Genomic DNA, 21,606 nt, shown 5'->3' on the forward strand with positions numbered 1-21,606 from the left:
CATCATCGGGGAAATTTAAGCACGAGTGTGCTTGTTTTTGACGAGGATTGCAACTTTGGCGCCATTTTGCGTGACATTGCCCCTCGCCGCAATCTAAATCCGGCCATTTTGTGTAATGATGGCGTTTACCTTTGCTCAAGTGCGACGCAGGGTATTTTGCCCCTGCGCCATCGGCACGGCGTAAAGTGTTGTCTAAAATAAAACAGGAGTAGCTCGTGGGCATAGAAGTCAATTTCGAGGGCAAGATTGCCCTGATTACCGGCGCATCGAGCGGCCTCGGCGCGCGCTTTGCGAAAGTGCTGGCCCAGGCCGGCGCGCAGGTCGTGCTGGCGTCGCGCCGCACCGAACGCCTGAAGGAATTGCGCGCCGAAATCGAGGCCGACGGCGGCGCCGCGCACGTGGTGTCGCTCGACGTGACCGACTTTGCCAGCATCAAGTCGGCCATCGCGCATGCGGAAACGGAAGCGGGCCCCATCGATATCCTCGTCAACAATTCCGGTGTCTCCACCACGCAACGCCTGGTCGACGTCACGCCCGAGGATTACTCGTTCGTGATGGACACCAATCTGCGCGGTTCGTTCTTCGTGGCCCAGCAAACGGCCAAGCGCATGATCGCGCGCGCCAAGGGCGACCCGAAGAAACAGCACCGCATCATCAATATCGCCTCGATGGCGGGCTTGCAGGTGCTGCCGCAGATCGGCGTGTATTGCATGAGCAAGGCGGGCATGGTGCACATGACGCGCGCCATGGCTGTGGAGTGGGGCAAGTATGGCATCAACACCAACGCCATCTGCCCCGGCTACATTTCCACGGAAATCAACGAGGATTACTTTGCCACCGAGCAGGGCAAGAAACTGATCGAAATGCTGCCGAACAAGCGCCCGGGCAAGCCGGAAGACCTGGACGGCCTGCTGCTGCTGCTGGCGGGCGAGGATTCGCATTTCATCAATGGCGCCATCATTTCCGCCGATGGCGGCATGAGCACCTTTTAACGCCATAAAACCTGCTGCGCGCTGCCGCTTGCGACGGTTTTATGCGGCGTAAAAGATAAGTAACCATGGCCGCAGCCCTAGCGCTGCAGCTGCAGTCCCACCAGCTTGTGCACCAGCTCCGACGATGTCGACGCGGCGAACTTGCGCATCAGCTTGGCGCGGTGCATTTCCACCGTGCGGGGGCTCAGGTCGATCTGGCGGGCGATGACCTTGCTGGTCTTGCCTTCCACCAGCAGCGCGGCGATTTCGCGCTCGCGCGGGGTCAGTTCCGCCGTTACGGGACGTTTCTCGCTGACATCTTCGAACGTCCAGATGCCCGCTCCCAGCGGTTGGTGCGGCAGCATGGCGTGGCCCGTCACGTGGCACCAGAACAATTCACCATTGCTGCGGCGCATGATACGCTCGTCCGAATAGCGGCCTTTGGCGTTCATGATGGGGATGATGCGGTCACCGGTGCGCAGGAATTCGTCGTGCGTGGGGTAGAGTACCTCGAAGGACTGGTCGTCGAGCTGGGCGCGCGCATAGCCGAACATGGCCGCCAGCGCTTCGTTGCAGCTGCGCATGATGCGGTTTTCCGACATGCACATGCCCACGGGCGCGTGCAGGAAGATGCTTTCATAATCGATGGCTGACGCGGCGTTCATCTGATACGTATCACTCTCACAGGGGGATGGCCGGCACGGCGCCGGTAGTTCTACGGTATTGTACTTTCCACTCGCGTATTTTATGCTGAGTCGCTGCCTGAGTCATGGACTCAAGACCAAAGCTTAACAAAAGATAGAGGGACACCCATGAATAAAGTTTATCCTGACGCCGCCTCGGCGTTGGCCGGTATCGTCCAAGATGGCCAGACCATCGCCGTCGGCGGCTTCGGCCTGTGCGGCATACCCGAAGCCCTGATCGGCGCCTTGCGCGATTCGGGCGTGACGGGCCTGACCGCCATTTCCAACAACGCCGGCGTCGACGGCTTCGGCCTGGGCCAGCTGCTGACCACGCGCCAGATCAAGAAAATGATCGCCTCCTACGTGGGTGAAAACAAGGAATTCGCGCGCCAGTACCTGGCCGGCGAACTGGAGCTGGAATTCACGCCGCAAGGCACACTGGCCGAGAAGCTGCGCGCCGGCGGCGCCGGCATTCCCGCCTTCTTCACCAAGACGGGCGTGGGCACCATCGTTGCCGACGGCAAGGAACTGCGCGAATTCGATGGCGAGCAATACGTGATGGAACGCAGCCTCGTGGCCGATGTGTCGTTGGTGAAAGCCTACATGGCCGACCGCGCGGGCAATTTGGTCTACCGCAAGACGGCGCGCAATTTCAACCCGAACGTGGCCATGGCGGGCAAGATCACCATCGTCGAAGTGGAAAAACTGGTCGAAGTGGGCGAGATCGATCCGGACCAGGTGCACACGCCGAGCATCTTCGTGCACCGCATCGTGGTCAACGCGCACCCGGAAAAACGCATCGAGCAGCGCACCGTGCGCACCGACTAATAAATAGAAGATTTACGCATGGCAAAACCGTAGCGAGCGGCAGTGATTTGTGGCTAAGAAGCGCAACCGTACTTTAGTACGGTGAGCATCGCAGGCCGCAAAGCGCGCCGCGCAGTAGGTTTGGACAGGCGTTCCACGAAAATTGAGGGAGATGATCATGGCTTGGACACGTGACGAAATGGCCGCGCGCGCGGCGAAAGAATTGCAGGATGGCTTTTATGTGAACCTGGGCATCGGCTTGCCGACCCTGGTGGCCAACTATGTGCCGGACAATATCGAAGTGTTTTTGCAGTCGGAAAACGGCTTGCTGGGCATCGGCCCGTTCCCCACGGACGATGAGGTCGATGCCGACCTGATCAACGCGGGCAAGCAGACGGTGACGGCCTTGCCGGGCGCCGCCTACTTCAGCTCGGCCGACTCGTTCGGCATGATCCGCGGCGGCAAGATCAACCTGGCCATCCTCGGCGCCATGCAGGTGTCGGAAAAGGGCGACCTGGCGAACTGGATGATTCCAGGCAAGATGGTCAAGGGCATGGGCGGCGCGATGGACCTCGTCGCCGGCGTCAAGCGCGTCGTCGTGCTGATGGAACACGTGGCCACGGCCAAGGATGGCACGACGTCGCACAAGCTGCTGAAACAGTGCGATCTGCCGCTGACGGGCGTGGGCGTGGTCGACGTCATCATCAGCGACCTGGGCGTCATCGACGTGACGGAAAACGGCCTGAAGCTGGTGGAACTGGCGCCGGGCGTGACCAAGGAACAGGTACAGGCGGCCACGGGCGCGGAACTGGACGTTTCCGCAGTATAAACGGATCGTTGCATGCATAAAAAAGCGGACAGCGATGTCCGCTTTTTTTTTGCCCGAGGCACCTGATGTCTGCGCCATGTCTAATGCTGTTCCGAGTTTCTGCCTAAGCTGCAATAGAGCACGGTGGTCGAGGTCTTTTACCGGGAGCAATCATGATGACAATTGGGCGCGGTTGGTCGCGATGCCGGCACCTGGCAGGCTGTATCGCGGCAGTGGGCATGGCGGTGTTGCTTTCTGCTTGTGCGGCAATGGGCGAATATGGCAATCCGGCGATCACGGAGAAAACCTTCACGGGTGACCCTACACTGGCGAAAGATATTTTTGTGTTCCTGGACGGAACGCGTAATGACAGCGCCTCCGGGACCAACGTGCGCCAGGTGTTTGATGCGGTGTTCAATGCCAACGATGCGCAGACCAGCGGCATCTATATCGAAGGCGTGGGCAGCGTGGATAGTCCGCTGCTGGGTGCCAGCCTCGGCTTTGGCATGGAACCGCGCATCCTGCGCGGCTATGATTTCATCGCGCAGGCGTTTCGCCCAGGTGACAAACTGTATATTTTTGGCTTCAGCCGGGGCGCCCACCAGGCGCGCGCGCTGGCCGGCCTGATCGCTTATGCGGGCGTGCCCGCCAGGTCGGAGGACAATATGGCGCAGCGCCTGAAACGCGGCAATGCCATCCTGGAGGTCGTCAAGGCCAAGAACGATGCCGACTATATGGACGCCTGGAGAACTTGGCGGCCCGGACAGGAGCCGATCGCCGCCAAGGAGTTGCATGAGCGTTTTCAGCTGCACATGGAGCCGGCTGAGGTGCAGTTTCTTGGCGTGTGGGATACCGTGCCCGGCTCGCTGTTCAAGGACTTCGGGGTGTGCAAGGAGCTGAACGATCGCAGGGAAGGCGACCGCTACAAGTCCGACTCGTACCCACCGATTAGGCGTATTCTGCACGCCGTGTCGCGCGATGAAAAGCGCAGCCGCTTCCATCCTCTTTTGCTGTGTCCGTCCATTAACGCCAACTACACGCAGGTCAGCGAACTCTGGTTTCCCGGATCGCATGCCGATATCGGTGGTGGTTACGCCGATTCACGGGCTTTGTCCGACCTGTCGCTGGCGTGGATGATGGCGGGCCTGGCGCAAGACTATGCGCTCCCGCCGTTGCAGCTGGCTGGCGATCCGCTGGGCGTGGCGCATTGGTCGATCGGCGACTGGCCAGGGAATCTGTTCAGCCATTGCGAGGACAGGACGAAGCCCGACGATGGTGCGGCCTCGGCCGGATTGATTGCGAGGGAGACTGTCCGCCATGGGCAGTTGAACTTCCATGGCGTGATCGACGATAAGCCTTATCCCTTGCTCTGTCCCCGCTAGTTGCTCGCTCAGATGCTAGCCGCCTTGCCGCGCAATCCATCGAGGCTGTAGGCGCCGGCGCCCGCCGCCGCGAAATACAGGAAGGTGAAGCAGTACATCACAGCCATTTCGCCGCCGTTCAGGATCGGCAAAAAGCCGGCAGGCGCATGCGCGATGAAGTAGGCGGCCGCCATCTGGCCCGACAGGATGAAGGCGATGGGGCGCGTGAACAGGCCGACCAGCAGCAAGGTGCCGCCCGCCAGCTCGATGACGCCGGCCGCACCCATCAGGGAAAACAGTTGCAAGCCGTCGAACATGGCCACATGCGGCGCACCGAACAGTTTTGCCGTGCCATGCTGCAGGAAAAGGAAGCCGAGGATGATGCGCAGCAGGCCCAGCAAGCGTGGGGACCAGGTGGCGTAAAAGGCGGGCGTGAGGGACATGAGGTGCTCCATTCAAAAGGTGGATGGTTCGGTGTCAGGCTTGCATTAACGCAATGTCATTATGCGGGAGCCTGGCGGCGAACAGGTGACAGTACTGTAATGGTTTTTCATTCATTGATCATCATGCTAAATATTGATGTATGATTTACTGATTGTTGATGATACGAACAAACTGGCGCGCAATGCAAAAAGCCCCGCGGATCGCTCCGCGGGGCTTTTCAGGAAGACGTCTCGCTTACTTGACGATATTCACGCTCGGTGCGACATACGCATCGTCGGCCGGGTGGGTGGGATGGGCCAGCTCGCTGTGCAGCTTGTCCATGTCCAGTTCCTTTTCCCATTTCGACACGACGATGGTGGCCACGCCGTTGCCCACAAAATTGGTCAGCGCGCGGCATTCGCTCATGAAGCGGTCGATGCCCAGGATCAGCGCCATGCCCGCCACGGGGATGGTCGGCACCACGGCCAGGGTGGCGGCCAGGGTGATGAAGCCGGCGCCCGTGATGCCGGACGCGCCTTTCGAGGTCAGCATCGCCACGCCCAGGATGGTCAGTTCCTGCCAGATGGTCAGTTCCGTGTTGGTGGCTTGCGCTACGAACAGGGCGGCCATCGTCATGTAGATATTGGTGCCGTCCAGGTTGAACGAGTAGCCGGTCGGTACGACCAGGCCGACGACTGGCTTGGAGCAGCCCAGGCGCTCGAGTTTCTTCATCAGGGCCGGCAGGGCCGATTCCGACGAGCTGGTACCGAGTACGATCAGCAGCTCTTCCTTGATGTACAGCAAGAAACGGCCGATGGAGAAGCCCGTGTACTTGGCGATCAGGCCCAGCACGACGAAGACGAACAGGAAGCAGGTCAGGTAGAACGAACCCATCAGTTTAGCCAGCGGGATCAGCGAGGCCAGGCCGTATTTGCCGATGGTGAAGGCCATCGCGCCGAACGCGCCGATGGGAGCGACTTTCATGATGATGTTGACCATGCCGAAGATGGCATGCGACAGCTCGTCGATCAGCTTGGTGACGGGACGGCCGCGCTCGCCCAGCAGGGACAGCGAAAAGCCGAACAGGATGGCGATCAACAGCACTTGCAGGATGTCGCCCTTGGCGAAGGCGTCGACGAAGGTCTTCGGGATGATATTCATCAGGAAGTCGACGGTGGTCAAGCCTTCGGCATGCGTGTATTGCGCGATCGACTTGGCGTCCAGGTGGGCCGGATCGGCGTTGAAGCCGGCGCCCGGTTTCAAAATGTTAGCAACCAGCAGGCCGATGGCCAGCGCGAAAGTAGAGACCACTTCGAAGTACAGCAGCGCCTTGCCGCCTACGCGGCCGATTTTCTTGACGTCCTGCATGCCGGCGATGCCGGAGACCACGGTACAGAAGATCACCGGGGCGATGATCATCTTGATCAGTTTGATAAAGCCGTCGCCCAGCGGTTTCATGTCGACGGCGTTCGAAGGGTAGAACACCCCCAGCAGCACGCCAGCCACGATGGCGAACAGCACCTGTACGTACAGGATTTTATAGAATGGTTTTTTCACGAGTGGTCTCCTCTTGCGGGTTGATGCTGCGAATCATCCGCCCATTGGCAGGCGTGCTCAATTGTGGATAACCGCAGATATGCAGTTTCGCTATATCGGGTATTGCGCCATGGCCAGCGTGCCAGTACTGTGCTGCGGCGCAGCATTTCAGCCGTGCGCTTGGAGCATTGCCCGCGCTGCGCTACACTGCCGTAGCGTCGCGCGCGAGGCAACCGGCAAATCGCCGGTTTCTTTGTTTTTTACTACCCAATAACGACGCCGGACAAAATCGACGCGCAGCAGGTTTTCTCCGGTGTTAAAGGAATCGCATGATCGAAGCCAGCATCAAGTCAGTGCAATGCATCTCGCCGGCGGGCCTGCACCGCATGTCGTACAAGGAGTGGGGCGCGCCCGACAATCCGAACGTGCTCGTCTGCGCCCATGGCGTGACGCGCGTGGCGGACGATTTCGACAACCTGGCGCGCGCCCTGGCCAGCGATTACCGCGTGATCTGCCCCGATGTGGTGGGGCGCGGGCGCTCGGGCTGGCTGGCCAATCCCCAGTTCTACCGCGTGCCCCAGTATGTGAGCGACATGGTGACCCTGCTGGCGCGCGTGCTGGCCAATGGCGAGCGCCAGACGGTGGACTGGTTCGGCACCTCGATGGGCGGCTTGATCGGCCTGGGCCTGGCCTCGTTGCCGGACAGCCCGATCAGCAAGCTGGTGCTGAACGATATCGGCCCGACCCTGGCGCCGGAAGCCTTGCAGCGCATCGGCGACTATATCGGCCAGGACTTGCGTTTCGAAACCTTCGAGCAGGGCGCGCGTTTTGTTCGCGACGTGTCCGCCAGCTTCGGCCCGCACACGGATGCGGAATGGCGTAAACTGGCGGTCGATGTGTTGCGCCAGGATAAGGATGGCCATTGGCGCCGTCACTATGATATGGGACTGGCCATGCCGTTTCGTTCGGCCACGCCGGAATCGGCGGCCAGCGACGAAGCCATGCTGTGGGCCGCGTATGATGCCGTGCGCTGCCCCACTTTGCTGGTGCGCGGCTCGGAATCCGATTTGTTGTCGCACGCGACGGCCACGCTGATGCTGGGCCGCGGCCCGAAGGCGCAACTGGTGGAAATCGCCGGCGTGGGCCATGCGCCCACTTTCGTCCACGACGACCAGATCGCCATCGCCCGCAAGTTTTTGCTGGGCAAGTAACACCAGCAGCTGTACAGATTTTGAAACAACCGAAAGAAGAAGCATGGAAATTACACGACTGCACGTAGGCAAACGCCTCTCCGAAGTAGCGATACACAACAACACCATTTACCTGGCTGGCCAGATCGCGGAAGACACCACGCAAGGCATCGTCGGCCAGACGCGCGAAGTGCTCGGCCATGTCGACCGTTTGCTGATGGAAGCGGGCAGCGACAAGACCTGCATCCTGTCGTGCCAGATCTACATCGCCGACATGAAAGATTTCGAGGGCATGAACGAAGTGTGGGACGATTGGGTCGCATCAAGCCACACGCCGCCGCGCGCCACCGTGGAAGCGAAACTGGCCAATCCAGCTTGCTTGGTAGAAATCGTCATCATCGCTGCAGAGCGCTAAGTTATTGAGTTGTTAAGTTTATAAGGTATCACATGGTTTCCATCTCGGCCCCGAATAGCGCCACCTCGGAACAACTGGTAGAGGGCTTGAGTGCGCCGGACTGCGCGCGCGTGCTGGACGCGCTCGCGTATGCCACCGAAGCGTATGGCGACAAGCAGACTTTTGCCGGCCGCTCCGCGCTGGACTTCTCCATCGGCGTGGCCACCACCCTGGCGTTCCTGCGCAGCGATGCGGAAACACGCATCGCCGGCCTGATGTTCGAGCTGACCTTGCTGGAACCCGATACAGCGGCCGACATCGAGCCGCGCTTCGGCAAGCAGGTGTGCGACCTGGCGACAGGCGTGCGCCAGCTGATCCGTTTGCGCGCGCTGACCCAGGCGCAGCACGGCGGCGCTGCCGGTCGCGGCAAGAATGCTGCGCAGCAGGCCGTGGCCCAGGTGGAAACCTTGCGCAAGATGTTGCTGGCGATGGCGTCCGACATGCGTGTCGTGCTGGTGCGCCTGGCCGCTTGCGTAACGACCTTGCGTTATTTTGCCGATTTAAAGCTGTTCAACGAAATGACGCGCGAATACGGCAAGGAAACGCTGGATTTGTACGCGCCGCTGGCCAACCGCCTCGGCATCTGGCAGCTGAAGTGGGAACTGGAAGATTTGTCGTTCCGCTTCATCGAGCCGGAAGCGTATAAACGCATCGCCAAGATGCTGGAAGAAAAGCGCATGATGCGCGAGGGCTTTGTTTCCTCGGCGATTCTGCGCCTGCAGACGGAGCTGGCTTCGGCCGGCATCCAGGCGGAAGTGTTTGGCCGCCCGAAACATATTTACAGCATCTGGAACAAGATGCGCGGCAAGGAACTGGACTTTACGGCCCTGTACGACGTGCGCGCCTTCCGCGTCATCGTTGCCGATGTGAAGACTTGCTACACGGTGCTGGGCGTGGTCCACAATATCTGGACCCCCATCCCGAAGGAATTCGACGATTACATTTCGCGGCCCAAACCGAACGGTTACCAGTCGCTGCACACGGTGGTGACGGCCGAGGATGGCCGCCCGCTGGAAGTGCAAATCCGCACGAATGAAATGCACAGCTTTGCCGAATACGGCGTGGCCGCGCACTGGCGCTACAAGGAAGAGGGCGGTTCGAACTTTGCCGGTCAGAAATACGACGAAAAGATCGCCTGGCTGCGCCAGCTGCTGGCCTGGAAAACGGAGGTGGCCGACGCCGTCGTGGGGCAGGAAGAAATCCAGCGTGAATGGGTGGAAAAGCTCAAGTCCGCCACCTTGGACGACCGCATCTTCGTCATGACGCCGCAGGCGCGGGTGCTGGAATTGCCCGTGGGCGCCACCCCAGTCGACTTTGCGTATCACCTGCACACGGACGTGGGCCACCGCTGCCGCGGCGCCAAGGTCGACGGCATCATGGTGCCCCTGAATACGCAGCTGAAGAACGGCCAGACCTGTGAAATCATCACGGCCAAGGGCGCGCCGGGCACGGCCGGGCCGTCGCGCGACTGGCTCAGCGCCGGCTACGCCGTCAGCACGCGCACGCGCTCGAAGATCCGCGCCTGGTTCCACGCCATCGACATGCAGGAAACCCTGGCGCATGGCCGCGCGCTGGTGGAAAAATCGCTGCAGCGTGAAGGCAAGACAGCCGTCAACCTCGAGGCGCTGGCGCAAAAGCTGGGCTTTGCCAAGGTCGACGAGCTGTTCCTGTCGGTGGGCAAGGATGAATTCAGCCTGCGCCACGTGGAGCAGGCGCTGCACGACAATGGCGAAGTGGTGGTGCCGGAAGACGCCGTGTTGGTCGGCAAAAGCCGCGCTTCCAGCGTGGAGCAGGGCGCCAAGTCCGGCGTGCTGGTGGTGGGCACGGAAGGCCTCATGACGGTGCTGGCCAAGTGCTGCAAGCCGGCGCCGCCGGACAGCATCGTGGGCTTTGTTACGCGCGGCAAGGGCGTGTCGATCCACCGCGCCACCTGCAAGAATTTCGAGGAAATGCGCGCCAAGGCGCCCGAGCGCGTGATCTTCACGGAATGGGGCAGCACGGGCGGGCACGACACCGTGTATCCGGTCGACATCTTCATTCTGGCCGGCGACCGCCAGGGCTTGCTGCGCGACATTTCCGAAATCTTTTCGCGTGAAAAGATCAACGTGATTGGCGTCAACACCCAAAGCGCCAAGGGCCAGGCTCGCATGACCTTTACGGCAGAGATCAGCTCGACGGCGCAGTTGTTAAAAGCCTTGAATGTGATCAAGGATGTGAGCGGGGTGCTGGAGGCAAGGAGGAGCTAATTTTTGAAGCAGGCTATGTCATATCGGTCAATGAAACCAGTCTTAAAAATTAGCTGATTATTGTTCGATATAAATAAAATGATGAGCGTTGAAGGTCGTGTTGCTTCGAAGGCTGCTCATGTAAATCTGCTACTTTTTAGGGATGTCTCAAATCAAGCACAACGACTATGACGCGTCCTTCTGATGCGGCTCTGCTAGAGGTCGTTAGCATCTGACGAAGGTCCTCCGGGCTTTGAGGACGTTCTCTGGAGTGACCTGGGTTCTTGAGGAGTTTATTGGCTGGTTGTCCTTCTCCAAACCACAGCACGAGATAAATACCGTATCTATTTGCGCGCCAGTCTTGTGTGTATAGTGCATCGAGTTGTGCGTCGGCGCCCAGCCAAAGCTGAGGATGCCATTGCCCCTTAATTTCAATTGGGATACGTATCGATCCCACCGAACAGGTGATGTCGACTTCTTTATCTGCGGCAATATGGGTTTCTGGTTCGAGTACTATTCCCTCTGAACCTTGGCGCAGGAGCCCGAGCAGATGATCCCGGCAGCGCTCCTCATCGCACGCGGTGTCGTTGTTATAGAAGCCCCTCCAGGATTCTGCATCGTCACTCTTGATTTTTGCTTGCACCACTGACAGTTCTTCTATCATGAAGGATTGGATATCTGCGGCATTCGAAGGTGCGTGATCGCGAACGATTGCATTAATAGCGTCAAGCGTAGGTGCTGTATAGGCAACCTCGACACGGATTCGTGCTTGCTCGGAGGCTACGGATTTGATTGTTTCTGTATAGCCATCATCCGGCGCGTTTCTCAGACGTTGGAGTGATGCACTGGCTTCGCTGCTAGTATCGTTACCAAGACGGCGAATAAGGTAAGTCAGTTGATCGCTCGCATCCCAGGCATTTTTATCCCCAACAAAGCCGCCAGTCTGACGATGGGCGAATGGCCAGAATGGACGAAAGGTTCTGATGATCCATTCTAACTGTGAGGGACTAAGTGCGATATTGGCGCCAGCAGTAGAAGTCCCGCCGATGAGTTTTTTTAAATTCCAAAGCACTTCTGGATCAACCATGGAAGTTTCAAGACATGTCAAAGTTCTTTTGAAATCAACTAGCACGCCAATAGCAAACCAATTACGACGGCGCTCTTCATCGTTTATTTCTGTAAATCGTTCTCTTGCACGACGTAGTTTCTCGAAATCACCGGACCGGAGGAGGCGGGTAACTAGTTGCAATTCTGGGGCGTGCGGCATTTTTGGAAAGCGCCTCAACCAATCGTCTGCAAGATCGGCTGCGGCAACCGCATTTTTTTCATCCCGCATCAATGCATAGAGGTCATCAACATAGGTAAGCCGCGCCACAAACTGAGGCTCATAATACAGTCGCATCGCGGCGCACCATACCCCACGTTTATGGAGTGCTGCCTCCAGCGCTCCATCTAAACCGTCGATTCCTGCGTCTTTTTCTGTTTTGCTGCGGCGTAATTCGAAAAATCCCGCCATTAAGCATTCATCAGTAAGGTCATCCAATTTAATATCTTGCCGGAAGCGTTCTGCAAGAGCTACAACTATGACGTAAGCCAACTCCCAATGCCGGCCTTGTGCAAGCGAGTCGGCAATTTCTTTGGCCGTAGGAGATGGCGGGTTTCTTCTTAGGAATACCTCAAAACCATTGCGCGCAGCATCGGCGAGTTCATTTCCGAGCCAATTCGCGATACGTTCATGAGCTGCGATCGACTTGTCGAGATCGCTGAATAGGTTGAGATAGGCTTTGGCTGGTCGGATGAGTATATCGCCTTCACCCAAACGAACACGGTCGATTTGAGCTGTGAAATATTGACGTTGTTCAGCGTATTTTCTGGCGCGCTTTGCCGCATGTCGAAGTTCTAGTCTTTTGTTGTGGATCTGCAATTTAGTTAATTGAGATACTCGGGGTTTGTTTATCCAAGCTTGCAAGTCTGGCCTATGTGCTGCGAAGGGCAGTGCAGTCTCTTTGATTATGGCGCTAGTCTCATCCGTATACATGGCAAGATTTACAATTTCACGCCAACGCAGATCGTTTCGATTGGCTGGATCGAGTTTTTTTAGCAAGGCAATAACGTCATCGCTAGATGTCGGAAAAAGGCTTGGGGCTCTTCTGGTCAGAGAAAATGCTCTTTTTTCGATAGAGTCATCATTGCATTTTTCTAACAGCACGAGACTTTGGATGCATTGGCGTAGAGAGTCATCATTTCGAATAAGCTCATCTAACTGTTGTTTATGTGTTCGTTGATACCCTACCCAGCTATCAAATGTATCTAGCCACGACCAGAGATTATCTGCCGATACTCCGCCAGCGCTAACGCGCCTTACGATGAGATAATTGGCAAAATCGGCAATATCGTAAATTGTATGGGGATTGAGTGGATTACCTAGTGCTTTCGTAGCAGATGTAAGGTGATCAAGAATTCCATCAAGACGTGAGAGCGGTAAGTGTTGTTGCATACGTAGAAGGATACCAATCGTGTGATTGTCGATCTGTGTATGGCTTATGACTAGGTCGACAATCAAACTGTCATCTAAATGGGCATAGCCGACTTCATCGCTTATTTCTATCGCTAGACGAACGGAGAGATCGTTTCCATATGCGTGTAGAGTTCGTATGATAGTTGCCCAATCTTCATCTACTACTAATCCCCCAAGTGCCTCCGCTGCTGCGCTTCTATTTGCGAAAAAAGCGCTGTCGTCTAGTACGAGAGCACGTAGTTCGTTCGTGAGATCAGACGCAATCTTCGCTCCTTTCATCGCTTCAAGTATAAGCAGACGCAGACCGAATGGTGTTTTAGGATGAGTGATCAGTTCGCGCACCTCGCTGAGGAGTTCTGATTGAACGATCCCACGTACCGAATAGGAGCCCCAGTCGCGGAAATCAGGATTATCAATAGCAAGGCGTTGCAGGGCGTTAATAAGGGCACGTGCTTGTTCAAGTGAGAGGTCATCGGCGTCACCATATTCGATGACTCCCATAGGGTCTGCCGCAATTACTTGAAATGCAAGCGAGGGTTCGCGTGCTAGCCAAGCATGAAGTCCCCGAAGGTTTGCAGGTACCAAACCATGACTGTGAAACAGAGTAAGAAGACGTCTGCGTTTGCGTTGCGTGTTAGCGTTCTTTGCCAGCCAATGTGCAGCCAGGAATTCACCGATCCGGCGATGCCAGTAGCTGAACCGGTCTGCGCCGTCCGCCTTGAATAGTCTGCTTGATAGCATCGCCCGGATCTCATTGGTGCCCGGAAGAATAGCGATATCGGCAAGCAGTAGCTCACCTTCGCTTAGGTTCGCTGCTGCTTTCCGCACCAAAGCCTCGCTACCAGTCAGGATTAATGCCGCAAAAGCTGCTCCAGCAGCGTTGAGTCCGGCTTCCTCCGCGGGTTGGTAGGACGCTTTGCTATCCTGGTGTTCAACTCGTAATACTTCGATTGCTTTTGAGAAAAGTTCACTACGCGTTTCTGGTAAATCTTCCTTATCAGCAACTCTGACTATTAGCTCTAGTGTTTGTGGATTGCCGAGCAGGCCCTGCAGGTTACGCGCATTGAAATGCTCGATCACTTTTTGTGCTGTATCGATTCCCAGTCTGGAACCAAGAAAATTGACTGCATCATCATCATTGAAAGGTTCAAGGTGCAGTTCAAGTGGTTTTTCTACATATTGCTCGTAAATAGCTGCCAGGCCAGTGGCACTACGCCAATCCGCTACACGACATGACAATACAAAAGTCGGGTAGCCAAGCTCTCCCAGCTTTTGAAGGACTTGGTCAACAGCATCTCCACCCTGTTGTGTGCTCACTTCATCTAAAGCGTCAATTAACAAAATTTTGGCATCGCCAAGAAGGGTATGAGGGTTATGACGATTAAGGAGTTGGCGAGCAGTACAGCGCGCATAGGCTGAATTTGTGGCCAGCCATTCAAGAAGATAGGACTTCCCCATTCCTGCTTCGCCAAGGATGATCATTGGTTCAGCACGCTGAACAAGATCAGCCTGCGAAAGTGTGCCCGTGTTTGCCTCGTCTTTTTGATACCAAAGTGTTCTGAGGATTGCCTTGTGTTCAATCTGAGAGGTATTCGTCATCAAACATCCGCCTTTCTTGGCGACCTTAAGTCAACTTCCTGTGGCTGTGATCATCTTGATGCAGCCCCGCCATCGTCGCCGTCTCCGGCTGCAAGGTGATGTGGTCGATGCCATGCTTGCTCAATAACATCTTCTTGATCGCGCGCAAGACCTTCGGCCAATGGTCGAGGTGTTCGATTTCCACGTGGCCGATCAGGGCCGGCTGGCCCGGCGACATGTCCCACACATGCAGATCGTGCACGGCGATCACGCCGTCCACTTGTTCCACGTCCGTGCCCACCTCGACGTAGTCGATGTGGTGCGGCACGCCTTCCATCAGGAAGTGGTACGACTCTTTCAATACCCCGAAAGTAGACTTCAGGATCAGCAGCGACACGAGCACGGACAGCAGCGGGTCGATCTGCATCCAGCCCGTAAAGTAAATCACGGCGCCGGCGACGATGGCGGCGACCGAACCGAGCAAATCGCCCATCACGTGCACGAGGGCGGCGCGCGTGTTCACGCTTTGCTTGTCTTTCGATAATACCCACGCCACCACCACGTTGATCGCCAGGCCGATGAAGGCGACGATGAAGACCATGCCGCCCTTGACGGGTTGCGGGGCGGAAAAGCGCAGCACGGCTTCATAGCAGATCCAGCCCACCACGCACAGCATGGCAAGGCCATTGACGAAGGCGGCCAGCGCTTCGGCGCGGCCGAAGCCGAACGAATGGCGCGGCGAGGGCGGGCGGCGCGCGATGATCTGCGCCAGCAAGGCCAGGCCCAGCGCGGCCGCGTCCGTGACCATGTGGCCCGCGTCGGAAATCAGGGCCAGCGAATTGGACAGGAAGCCGGCCGCCACCTCGATGCCGGCAAATGACAGGGTCAGCCCCAGCGCCCACGCGAGGATGCTCTGGCTGCGCCCCTCGAACGAGTGGGTGTGCTTGGCGTCGCCCTTCAGGTGGGCGTGCAAATGGGTGGCGTCGTGTTCGGTGTGCGTCGGCTGCATGGAGTGCTTTGTTGAATGAGGTTGCCGTCAGTGTAATTGAAAAGCAACAAAATAGTCGGCACGACAAAAAACCTGCAGGCCCGGAGGCGCTGCAGGTTTTTCCTGGGACAAGCAATGTTACTGCGCCGCCGTCTCGCCAAACTTGCCTTCGCGGAAATCCTGTACGGCCTGGAACACTTCCGCCTGGGTATTCATGACAAACGGACCGTACTGCGCGATTGGTTCGTTCAAGGGCTGGCCGGCGACGAGGATCACGCGGCCGCCTTGCGGCGCCTCGATGCGCACGCCATCGCTGCCCGGCGTGTTGGCGAAGATCGCCATGCGCAGGGCGGGCACGGCCTTGCCATCGACCCGCACTTCGCCGCGGAACGTGTACAGGAAGGCGTTATGACCTGGCGGCAAGGGCTGCTCGAAGCTGGCGCCGGCCGGCAAGTCGATATCGAGGTACAACGGTTCCGTCAGCTCGCGCTGCACGGCGCCCGTCACGCCATGGCTCTGGCCGGCGATCACTTGCACGGCCACGCCCGCGTCCGTCGTGTAGCGGGGGATTTCGCTGCTGGTGAAATCGCGGTACCACGGCGTACGCATCTTGTCGCGCGCGGGCAGGTTCAGCCACAGCTGAAAACCTTCCATCACGCCTTCTTCCTGCTCCGGCATTTCCGAGTGGATCACGCCGCTGCCGGCCGTCATCCATTGCACGCCGCCCGAGGTCAGCAAGCCTTCGTGGCCCGCGCTGTCCTTGTGGCGCATGCGCCCCGTGATCATGTACGACACGGTTTCGAAACCGCGGTGCGGATGCTCGGGGAAGCCGGCGATATAGTCGTTCGGCTTGTCGCTGGCAAAGTTGTCGAGCATCAAGAACGGGTCGAGGCGGCGCTGCAGCTGCTGCGTCAGCACGCGGTTGATCTTCACGCCGGCGCCATCCATGACGGCCTGGCCGGCGATTACGCGCTCGACGGCGCGTGGCTTGTTGACGGTGGTGGTATCGCTCATTGTTCTCTCCTCTAGGCCAGGACGGCGCCACTGCGCCGCCCCTTTCACTGCTGTGATTACACCAGGATCGCGTTGATCTCGGCGTCCGCCTGCGCTTGCGCCTTGGCCACGGCTTCAGGGCCCATGCCCATGCCTTCCGAATACACGTACTGCACGTCGGTCAGGCCCAGGAAACCGAACATGGTGTTCAGGTAAGGCACCTGGCTATCGTTGGCGCTGTCGCGGTGCAAGCCGCCGCGGGACAGGCCCACATAGACTTTCTTGCCGGTCAGCAGGCCAACGGGGCCGTTTTCCGTGTACTTGAAGGTGACGTTGGCGCGGGCAATCGCGTCGAACCAGCTTTTCAGTTGCACGGTGATGCCGAAGTTGTACATCGGCGCGCCGATGACGATCACGTCAGCCGCTTGTACTTGCGCAATCAGCGCGTCGTCCAGGGCGATGCGGGCCGCTTGCTCCGGCGTGCGCTTGTCCGCTGGCGTGAACAGCGCTTGCAGGGTCGGCTCGTCGAGCACGGGGTGCGGTTGGGCGGCCAGGTCGCGGCGCACCAGGCTTGCCTGTGGGTTGGCCGCTTGTACGCGGCTGACGATGGCGTCAGCCAGGCGGGTCGAGGCGGAACCGGTGCTGCGGGCGCTGGAATTGATTTGCAGGATGTTCATCTTGTTTTCTCCGTGGTGAGGTGTCTTGCGATGGATGAACTATAGCAATTCCAAAATTGATCCGGAAGCCGTTAAAATGGATAACATTAATCCACTGATGGAACAATCGTAAAGGTAAGTGATGGATATCGATCCCGGAGATTTGCTGCTGTTTGCCCGCGTCGTCGAATGCGGCAGTTTCAGTCGCGCCGCCGTGCGCGTGGATTTGCCCAAGTCGACCCTGTCGCGCCGTATCTCGCAGCTGGAAGCGAAACTGGGCGAACGGCTGCTGCTGCGCACCACGCGCAAGCTGGCGCTGACGGAATTTGGCGCCAGCCTGCTCGAACACGCGCGCAAGGTGGTGGAAGAAACGGAGGCGGCCGGGGCGCTGGCCCAGCACCGGCAGGCGGGACCCAGCGGTTTGCTGCGCATTTCCATGCCGGCCGATTTCGGCGACGCGCTGATGCGCCAGGTGCTGGCCGAGTTCGTGCGGCGCTATCCGGCCATTTCGCTGGAACTGGACTTGTCGGCGCGCCGCGTGGACTTGTTAGAAGAGAACTTCGACCTGGCCATCCGCATGGGCAACTTGCCCGATGACGCCAGCCTGTCCGCGCGGCGCGTGGCCTTCAGCACCCTGGCGTTGTATGCCTCGCCGCAATACACGAGCGTGCACGGCTTGCCCGAGCATCCCGACGATCTGTACGGCCATGATTTGCTCAGCTTGCCACGCGCCGTGCATGGCCTCGTGCACTGGACTTTGATCCGTGGCAAGACGACGTGGGAACGCGATTTACCGGTGCGCCTGCTGGCGAACTCGCCGGAATTGCTGGTGCGCATGGCCTGCACGGGCGTGGGCATCGCGGCCAGCACGGACCGTTTTGCCAAGGCCTATGTGGCGACGGGGGAGCTGGTGCGCGTGCTGCCGGAGTGGAGTTTCCCGCTCGTCACGGGCTGGGCCGTGTTTCCCGGCCGGCGCTTGATGCCGGCCAAGACGCGCGCATTTCTTGACTTGATGGAAGAAATGTACCGGACCGACGCGCCCGTGTAGGCGCGCGTCCAGAGGATTTACTTGGGCACGTTGCCCATGACTTCGCCCAGTTGCACGGGGCCGGCCGGTTGCCAGCCGGCATTGAAATTGACTGTGCCTTGCGGGAACAGCATGACGACGGTGGAACCGAGCAGGAAGCGGCCCAGCTCCTCGCCCTGTTTCAGCACCACATTGTCGTTCGCGTAGCTCCAGTCGCGGATCTCGCCCGTGCGGGGCGGGTTGACGACGCCGTGCCAGACGGTGGCCATGCTGCCGACGATAGTCGCGCCGACCAGCGTCATGACGAAGGGGCCGTTGGCCGTGTCGAACACGCAGACGACGCGCTCGTTGCGCGCGAACAGGCCGGGAATGCCGCGCGCCGTCGTCGGGTTGACGGAAAACAGTTCACCGGGAACATAAATCATGCGCGTCAAACGGCCGTCGCACGGCATGTGGATGCGGTGGTAGTCGCGCGGGCTCAGGTACAGATTGGCGAAGCTGCCATGTTCGAACCGGGCCGCGAGGGCCGCGTCGCCGCCCACCAGGGCCGTGGTGCTGAAGTTGTGGCCCTTGGCCTGGAAGATCTGATCCTTGTCGATCGTGCCGAACTGGCTGATGCGGCCATCGACGGGGCAGATGTAGTCGGCCTTGGCCAGCGGACGCGCGTCGGGGCGCAGGGCGCGCGTGAAAAAGTCGTTGAAGCTCGCGTAGTGCGTGATATCCGGGTCCAGCGCCTCATCCATGTTGACGTTGTAGCGGCCGACGAACCAGCGGATCAGCCGCGTGGTCATGGCGCCGCCCTTGGCGCCGGCGATCCGGCCGGCAAAGTTGGTCAACGCTCCTTTTGGAAGCAGATATTGAGGCAGGACGGCAAGACGGTCAGACACGATGGGAAGCCTTTGACGGGGAGATGGGAACAATGATGAAAACGCATTATAGCGGCGATGTGGCGCGCAATGATATGCGCCGTATGCAAGGGGGCGTAGCGCAGCCTGCCGCCGAATTTAATTTGCTATAGGAAATATTTTCAGGAAACTGTGCCAGTGAGAAAAAATTACAGCACAATATGGCGGCCTGTTTTTTAGCTTTTAGCCATTTTTATTCAGCCAACTTTTTTCAGCCAGGTCATGATGCCACGCCGTTGCCTTCGTCTTACCGTCCTTTGTTCCGCCGTTTTACTCGCATGGAATGCCCATGCCCAGCAATCCGAAACGCCGGCCGTCGATACTGCCGCCGCGCCGTTGAAGGCCAACAAGGCTGAAACGCCCATGCAAACCGTCGAAGTCAAGGGCAGCGGCTACGATCCGCGCCGCGACGATACCGCCAGCAAGATGATTGTGGGCAGCGAGGAAATTCTCAAGTATGGCGACACGAACGTCACCGACGTGCTCAAGCGCTTGCCCGGCATTACCGTGTCCGGCGCGGCCGGGCGCTCGGGCGGCGAAATCCGCATGCGCGGGCTGGGCAGCGGCTACACGCAGATCCTGCTCAATGGCGAGCGGGCGCCGGCCGGCTTCTCGCTCGACACCCTGTCGCCGGACGTGATCGAACGCATCGAGATCCTGCATGCGGCCAGCGCCGAGTACAGCACGCAGTCGATCGCCGGCACCATCAACGTGGTGCTGAAAAAGGCCGTGAAGACGGCGCAGCGCGAACTCAAGCTGGGCGTGCAGGGCAGCGACGTGAGCTTTTCGCCCAGCGTGAATCTGCAGCTGTCCGATCGCGACGGCAATTTTTCATACTCGCTGGCCGGTTCGCTGTACCGCTACGACTACCATTACGACAATCCCGGCCTGGAACTGGGCTACGCGCCCGACGGCCGGCAAAACCTGCTGCGCCGCACGAACGGCACGGGCGACGGCCGTCCGGAAGGCATCAATCTGTCGCCGCGCCTGAACTGGGTGCTGGCCAACGGCGACAACGTGACGGCGCAATTGTTCTTCAACGGCGGGCGCTCGAATCACCGCAACGTCAGCCGCGCGGAAACAGAGCAGGGCTTGCGCCCCGACTACGACACCAACACGGGCAGCTCCAGCAACCACAATGCCTTCGGCCGCAGCGACCTGACGTGGATGCACAAGCTGGCCGGCGGCGCCAGGCTGGAACTGAAAATCGGCGCCTCGGCCGCCCGCAATACGTCCGACAGCCTGCAGCAAGGCTTTATCGATGGCGGCGGCCTGGCGCTCGAACGCAAGGTCGGCGTGAAGGCGACGGAAAACGGCGTCAGTTCCACCGGCAAGTATTCCACGCCCTTGCTGCCCGGCCATGCCCTGTCGATGGGCTGGGACGGCGCCTACACGGAGCGCGAGGAAACGCGCCGCCAGCGCGAAGCGGCGCTGGGCGTGTCCGGCGCGCGTCCGCCCGTCAACAGCGACGAGGGTTTCGACGCCACCATCGAGCGCCTGGCCCTGTACGTGCAGGATGAATGGGACGTCACGCCGCGCTGGTCCATGTATGCGGGCGTGCGCTGGGAAGGCATCGATACGCGCAGCGCGGGCGATACCTACGACGAAGTGAATCAGCGCACCAGCGTGTGGAGCCCGCTGCTGCAAACCCTGTGGAAGCTGCCTGACACCAAGGGCGACCAGGTGCGCCTGGCCCTGACGCGCACCTACAAGGCGCAGCCCACGTCAAGCCTGATTCCGCGCCGCAATACCTCGACCAACAACAGCCAGACGGACCCCGACCGCGAAGGCAATCCCTATCTGAAGCCGGAGCTGGCGCTGGGCATCGACGCCTCGTACGAACATTACTGGGCCGAAGGCGCCTTGCTCAGCGCGCGCGCCTCGGCCCGCCGGATCGATGGCTACACGCGCCAGGGTTTGCTGTTCATCAATGACCGCTGGGTATCCACACCCGTCAACGATGGCCGCGCGAATACGCAGACACTGGAACTGGAAGCGAAGTTCCCGCTGCGCGCCGTGCTGGCCGCGCCCGTGCCCGCCATCGACTTGCGCGCCAGCATCAGCCGCAACTGGTCGCAAGTGGAGCAGGTGCCGGGGCCGGACAACCGGCTCGACCAGCAGACCCCCGTCAGCGGCAACTTCGGCCTCGACTACAAGACGCCCGATGGCGTGCTGACCACGGGCGGCAGCTTCAACTTCCGCAATGGCGGCCCCGTGCGCATCACCGAGCGCCAGAGCGCCTACACGTCGCCGCGGCGCGACCTCGACATCTATGCGCTGTGGAAAATCGATGCGAAGAACCAGCTGCGCCTGGCCGTGTCGAACCTGCTGGCGCAAGACTTCGAAAGCAACACCGTCTATACGGACGCCAGCGGCACGATACAGCGCAACAGTATTTCGCCCAGCTCGCCGCAGGCGCGCGCGACCCTGGAAATGAAGTTTTGACGCGTTTGTTTTCACGGTGAAACCCCGGCCGGCATCCC

17 protein-coding genes are annotated in these 21,606 nt (G+C 59.3%); 9 read left to right on the forward strand and 8 right to left on the reverse strand.

The window, feature by feature from the left end; translation table 11 throughout:
* Positions 1 to 215 precede the first annotated feature (215 nt).
* The gene (locus ACQ4W4_RS18390; protein ID WP_034752351.1) at positions 216 to 992 is read left to right on the forward strand and encodes an SDR family oxidoreductase; all 777 of its coding nucleotides are present in this window, start codon (positions 216 to 218) and stop codon (positions 990 to 992) included.
* Between the two features lie 77 nt (positions 993 to 1,069).
* On the opposite strand, the gene ACQ4W4_RS18395 is transcribed toward ACQ4W4_RS18390, so the two are convergent.
* The gene (locus ACQ4W4_RS18395; protein WP_436543203.1) at positions 1,070 to 1,636 is read right to left on the reverse strand and encodes a LuxR C-terminal-related transcriptional regulator; all 567 of its coding nucleotides are present in this window, start codon (positions 1,634 to 1,636) and stop codon (positions 1,070 to 1,072) included.
* 147 nt (positions 1,637 to 1,783) lie between these two features.
* On the opposite strand from ACQ4W4_RS18395, the gene ACQ4W4_RS18400 reads away from it, so the two are divergent.
* The 3 genes from ACQ4W4_RS18400 to ACQ4W4_RS18410 all read left to right on the forward strand — a co-directional run bounded on the left by ACQ4W4_RS18400 (position 1,784) and on the right by ACQ4W4_RS18410 (position 4,651).
* Complete coding sequence (locus ACQ4W4_RS18400; RefSeq protein WP_290603951.1) at positions 1,784 to 2,482, forward strand: CoA transferase subunit A; 699 nt, start codon at positions 1,784 to 1,786, stop codon at positions 2,480 to 2,482.
* A 157-nt stretch (positions 2,483 to 2,639) separates the two neighbouring features.
* Positions 2,640 to 3,290 carry a CoA transferase subunit B gene (locus tag ACQ4W4_RS18405; RefSeq protein WP_102294725.1) on the forward strand — a complete coding sequence of 217 codons (651 nt, stop codon included), beginning with the start codon at positions 2,640 to 2,642 and terminating at the stop codon, positions 3,288 to 3,290.
* A 152-nt stretch (positions 3,291 to 3,442) separates the two neighbouring features.
* Positions 3,443 to 4,651: a phospholipase effector Tle1 domain-containing protein gene (locus ACQ4W4_RS18410; RefSeq protein WP_436543204.1), complete on the forward strand. Its 1,209-nt coding sequence runs from the start codon at positions 3,443 to 3,445 to the stop codon at positions 4,649 to 4,651.
* Between the two features lie 8 nt (positions 4,652 to 4,659).
* Here ACQ4W4_RS18410 and ACQ4W4_RS18415 read toward each other — a convergent pair whose 3' ends face one another.
* Entirely contained in the window at positions 4,660 to 5,073 is a 414-nt protein-coding gene (locus tag ACQ4W4_RS18415; RefSeq protein WP_436543205.1) for a DoxX family protein, read from the reverse strand.
* A gap of 235 nt (positions 5,074 to 5,308) precedes the next feature.
* Complete coding sequence (locus ACQ4W4_RS18420) at positions 5,309 to 6,610, reverse strand: dicarboxylate/amino acid:cation symporter (protein ID WP_436543206.1); 1,302 nt, start codon at positions 6,608 to 6,610, stop codon at positions 5,309 to 5,311.
* 308 nt (positions 6,611 to 6,918) lie between these two features.
* Here ACQ4W4_RS18420 and ACQ4W4_RS18425 point away from each other — a divergent pair, with 308 nt between their 5' ends.
* From ACQ4W4_RS18425 to ACQ4W4_RS18435, 3 genes are read left to right on the forward strand one after another with little or no spacing between them, the layout of a single operon-like run.
* Positions 6,919 to 7,800: an alpha/beta fold hydrolase gene (locus ACQ4W4_RS18425; RefSeq protein WP_436543207.1), complete on the forward strand. Its 882-nt coding sequence runs from the start codon at positions 6,919 to 6,921 to the stop codon at positions 7,798 to 7,800.
* A gap of 43 nt (positions 7,801 to 7,843) precedes the next feature.
* On the forward strand, positions 7,844 to 8,194 hold the full coding sequence (locus tag ACQ4W4_RS18430) for a RidA family protein (RefSeq protein WP_436543208.1): 351 nt from the start codon (positions 7,844 to 7,846) through the stop codon (positions 8,192 to 8,194).
* Positions 8,195 to 8,226: 32 nt separating this feature from the next.
* Positions 8,227 to 10,479: a RelA/SpoT family protein gene (locus ACQ4W4_RS18435; protein ID WP_436543209.1), complete on the forward strand. Its 2,253-nt coding sequence runs from the start codon at positions 8,227 to 8,229 to the stop codon at positions 10,477 to 10,479.
* A gap of 136 nt (positions 10,480 to 10,615) precedes the next feature.
* Here the strand turns inward: ACQ4W4_RS18435 and eruA are convergent, their stop codons facing one another.
* The 4 genes from eruA to ACQ4W4_RS18455 form a co-directional block, all read right to left on the reverse strand.
* Positions 10,616 to 14,575, reverse strand: coding sequence for an NACHT domain-containing antiphage protein EruA (gene eruA, locus ACQ4W4_RS18440; protein WP_436543210.1), 3,960 nt, complete (start codon positions 14,573 to 14,575; stop codon positions 10,616 to 10,618).
* 25 nt (positions 14,576 to 14,600) lie between these two features.
* Positions 14,601 to 15,563, reverse strand: coding sequence for a cation diffusion facilitator family transporter (locus ACQ4W4_RS18445; protein WP_436543211.1), 963 nt, complete (start codon positions 15,561 to 15,563; stop codon positions 14,601 to 14,603).
* Between the two features lie 117 nt (positions 15,564 to 15,680).
* Complete coding sequence (locus tag ACQ4W4_RS18450; protein WP_436543212.1) at positions 15,681 to 16,556, reverse strand: pirin family protein; 876 nt, start codon at positions 16,554 to 16,556, stop codon at positions 15,681 to 15,683.
* A 56-nt stretch (positions 16,557 to 16,612) separates the two neighbouring features.
* On the reverse strand, positions 16,613 to 17,212 hold the full coding sequence (locus ACQ4W4_RS18455; RefSeq protein WP_436543213.1) for an FMN-dependent NADH-azoreductase: 600 nt from the start codon (positions 17,210 to 17,212) through the stop codon (positions 16,613 to 16,615).
* A 121-nt stretch (positions 17,213 to 17,333) separates the two neighbouring features.
* Between ACQ4W4_RS18455 and ACQ4W4_RS18460 the strand changes: the two genes are divergently transcribed.
* A complete protein-coding gene (locus ACQ4W4_RS18460; protein ID WP_070221552.1) occupies positions 17,334 to 18,239 on the forward strand; it encodes a LysR family transcriptional regulator in 906 nt (301 codons plus the stop codon).
* A 17-nt stretch (positions 18,240 to 18,256) separates the two neighbouring features.
* On the opposite strand, the gene asd is transcribed toward ACQ4W4_RS18460, so the two are convergent.
* The gene (asd, locus tag ACQ4W4_RS18465; protein WP_436543214.1) at positions 18,257 to 19,105 is read right to left on the reverse strand and encodes an archaetidylserine decarboxylase; all 849 of its coding nucleotides are present in this window, start codon (positions 19,103 to 19,105) and stop codon (positions 18,257 to 18,259) included.
* Between the two features lie 381 nt (positions 19,106 to 19,486).
* Between asd and ACQ4W4_RS18470 the strand changes: the two genes are divergently transcribed.
* Complete coding sequence (locus ACQ4W4_RS18470; RefSeq protein WP_436543215.1) at positions 19,487 to 21,568, forward strand: TonB-dependent receptor plug domain-containing protein; 2,082 nt, start codon at positions 19,487 to 19,489, stop codon at positions 21,566 to 21,568.
* The last annotated feature ends 38 nt before the right edge of the window (positions 21,569 to 21,606 follow it).

Origin of the sequence: Janthinobacterium glycogeni, from assembly GCF_051380725.1 — a bacterium.
In the GTDB taxonomy this organism is placed as follows: Bacteria; Pseudomonadota; Gammaproteobacteria; order Burkholderiales; family Burkholderiaceae_D; genus Janthinobacterium.